Source organism: Plantibacter sp. CFBP 13570 (assembly GCF_014841395.1).
Taxonomy (GTDB): Bacteria; Actinomycetota; Actinomycetes; order Actinomycetales; family Microbacteriaceae; genus Plantibacter; species Plantibacter auratus.
This window is the reverse complement of record NZ_JACYTW010000127.1, coordinates 1-3,283: the sequence shown is the minus strand read 5'-3', so window position 1 is coordinate 3,283 and position 3,283 is coordinate 1. Positions and strand designations below refer to the sequence as shown.

Genomic DNA, 3,283 nt, shown 5'->3' with positions numbered 1-3,283 from the left:
CGGCTCCCGTGATCGGTGCGGCCGGGCTGGCTGCGCTCGCCCAGCAGCCGGAGTCGGCGGCGGACCGACAGCGCCGGCGCAACCGCGAGCTGGCCCCGATCCTGCCCACCAGGGTCCCGTGGGTCGCCGTCACGGTCTTCACCGTGCTCGCCGTCGGCCTCGCCTGGCTCATCGCCGCACCGCTGTGGCTGTCGGGTGAGGGACTCGCGAACCCCTGGTTCCAGCTCATCACCCTCGGCATGATGTACACCCCGACCATCGCCGCGCTCGTCGTGGTGCTGTTCGTCGCCCGCCCGAGGAGCATCCCGCGGCTGCTCGGACTCGCGCCGCTGCGTCCCCTCGGCCGGACCCTCGGGCTCTGCGCGGCGGCGCTCGTCGGGTTCCCCGTCCTCGCGTTCTGCTCCATGCTGCTCGGGCAGGCCATGGGGCTCATCCAGCTCGACCTCGTCGGCCTGTCCGGTCTCGCCGCCATCATGACCGCCTCGGGCGCCGGCGAGCTCGGGCGGGACGAGCTCACCACGGTCGCCCTGGTCCAGCTCCTCACCTTGCCCCTCGGCGTCCTGGTGGCATCGCTGTCCGCGTTCGGGGAGGAACTCGGCTGGCGCGGCTGGTTGCTGCCGAACCTCCTGCCGCTCGGCACCTGGCCCGCCCTCCTGCTCTCCGGGGCGATCTGGGGCGTGTGGCACGCACCGCTCATCCTCCTCGGGTACAACTACCAGCGGACCGACGTCCTCGGCCTGCTCCTGATGATGGGCTGGTGCATGCTGCTCGGCGTCCTCATCGGCTGGTTGCGGCTCCGCTCCGCCTCGGTCTGGCCGGCGGTGATCGCCCACGGCGCGGTGAACGCCGCCGTCGGGGCGCTGCTGCTGTTCGCCAGCCCGACGTCGATGCAGGACACCGGCAGTGTGTTCGGCACCCTGCTCGGCTGGCCGGGCTGGATCCTCCTCGCAGCGACGACGCTCATCCTGGTCGTCACCGGCCAGTTCGGCAAACGTGCGGTGCCCGGGCTGCGTGGCTCGGAGGTCGCCTCGCCCGTGAGCTGACCCTCCGACGCATGCGCGCCGCGTATGAGTCGCACCGGGCAGGCTGCTTGTCCGCCGCTTCGACGCTTGGTGCACTGGGACGATGCGCAGACCCGATCTCCCTGATCTCCCCGAGGCACCCGTCCGTCCACGTGCCGCCCACGCTCGCCGTCACGGCGGTGGGGTGAGCGCACGGGTCCGCCGTCGGCGCCTCATCGTCGGCATCGCAGGTGGCCTCGTGCTCGCGCTCCTCGGGGGTGTCGGTGCGCTCGCGCTGCGACTGCAGGGCAACCTCAGCTCCGAGGCCATCGCCGCCCCGGCCGGACGTTCGACCGAGCCCGCGCAGCCGGGCGCACCGGACCCGGCGATCAACGTCCTCCTCCTCGGCTCCGACAGCCGTGACCTCGCGGTCGGCGACTACGGAGAGGACACCGGCACCAAGCGCAGCGACGCGATGGTGCTCGTGCACGTGTCCGAGGGCAACACCCGGATCGACGCGATGCAGATCCCGCGTGACACGCTGACCGACCTGTCGATGTGCACGGACACCGGGCGGGGGACGCCCGACGACTACGGGATGGTGAACGCGGCGTTGAACTCGGGGGCCGCCTGTTCGGTCGCCGCGGTGCAGGCGATGACCGGTGTGCCGATCGACCACTTCGTCGAGCTCGACTTCAGCGGCTTCCAGGCGATCGTCAACGGCATGGACGGGCTGGCGGTGTGTCTGCCGTCGGACATGGAGGATCCCTATTCGAACCTCGCGCTGCCCGCTGGAGCACAGGTCATCGACGGGACGCAGGCGCTCGCGCTCGCCCGCACCCGGCATGCGGTGGGTGACGGCAGCGACATCTCGCGCCTCGGCAACCAGCAGATGGTGATGTCCGCGATCGTGCAGCGGGCGCTGAGTGCCGAGGTGCTCACCCGGCCGGACCGCCTCATCCGCTTCCTGGACGCGGTCACCTCCTCGCTCACCGTCGACACCGCGCTCGGCGACCTCGCGAGCCTGACGTCGCTCGCGCACCGGGTCTCGCAGGTGCCGGCGTCGGCCATCACCTTCCTGACCATGCCGTGGACCGAGGCGCCGTCGGACGCCAACCGGGTCGTCCCGAGCGATGACGCCGCGATCGTCTTCTCGAGCCTCGCCACCGATGTCCCGGTGCCGATCGCGGGAACCGGTGATGCGTCCCCCGCCGAGCCGGTCGCCCCGGTCGAACCGGTGCGGGTCGAGGCGGTCAGCGTCCTCAACGGCTCGCAGACGAACGGGGTCGCGACGGCGACCGCCGACCGACTGACCGCTCTCGGCTACACCGTCGCGTCGATCGGCGACGCGGAGACGGACACGCCGGTCACACTCCTGCTCGCGCGCGACTCGGACGCGGCTCGGGCGACGGCCGCCTCGCTCGCCCAGGAGTTGGGGATCACGGTCGTCGTGAGCGGTGAACCGGGACCGGACGAGCAGGACGTCGTGCTCGTCATCGGCGACGACTTCGCCTCACTGACCCCGCCTGCCGCGCCCGCGCCCGTCGAGGTCGAGTCCCGCAACGCCGCCGCGGACCTCTGCGGGTGACGCGGGGCGTCGTCAGTCCCCGGGTGGGACCCGCTCCGCCAATCGGAGGAAGGCACTCACGGCGGGTGTCCGGACGCTGTCGTGGCGCACGAGCAGGCCGATGCTCCTCGTGACCGGTGCCGGGAACCGGCGGACCCGGGCGCCGTTCGCCGCAGCCCAGTCGGCGAGACGCTCGGGCACCACGGTCAGCCCGACGCCGGCGGTCGCGAACCGCGTGAGCGCGTCGCGCTGGGTGGTCACGATGACCCGCGGTGGCTGCACGCCGAAGCGGGCGTAGGCCTCGTCGGTCACGGCGCGCATCGACGTCCCGCGCGGAAGGGTCACCAGGGTGTGCGTGGCCAGCTCGTCGCCGGTGATGGTCGGCGGCGTGTGCTCGGCCTCGCGCTCGGCGACGTTCCTGAGGCCGGGGAGGACGATCGCGAACCGCTGTTCCTCCAGGAGCCGCACCTCGACACCGGGGCCGGCGGTGGCCACATCGGCCACGCCGAGGTCGATGCGCCCGAGGTCGACGGCTTCGAGCAGTTCGGCGGAGTCGACGGCGCCCGTGACCTCGATGCGGACGTCGGGGTGCGCGGCGTGGAACCGGGCGACGAGCTCCGGGACGTGGGTCGCGACGAGCGAGGGGAGCGCGCCGATGCGGAGCGTGCCGGCGGTGAGCGCCTGCTGGGCGTCGGCGAGCGCGCGGAGCCCGTTC

The 3,283-nt window shown here is 72.7% G+C and carries 3 protein-coding genes; 2 read left to right on the top strand and 1 reads right to left on the bottom strand.

Features of this window, described 5'->3' with window-relative positions; all coding sequences use genetic code 11:
- Positions 1-1,043, top strand: a 1,043-nt coding sequence (locus IFT89_RS19800; RefSeq protein ID WP_307783559.1) for a CPBP family intramembrane glutamic endopeptidase, incomplete at its 5' end; no start/stop codon positions are given.
- 82 nt (positions 1,044-1,125) lie between these two features.
- On the top strand, positions 1,126-2,589 hold the full coding sequence (locus tag IFT89_RS19795; protein WP_137243448.1) for an LCP family protein: 1,464 nt from the start codon (positions 1,126-1,128) through the stop codon (positions 2,587-2,589).
- A 12-nt stretch (positions 2,590-2,601) separates the two neighbouring features.
- Here IFT89_RS19795 and IFT89_RS19790 read toward each other — a convergent pair.
- On the bottom strand, positions 2,602-3,283 hold a 682-nt coding region (locus tag IFT89_RS19790; protein WP_202939835.1), incomplete at its 5' end, for a LysR family transcriptional regulator substrate-binding protein.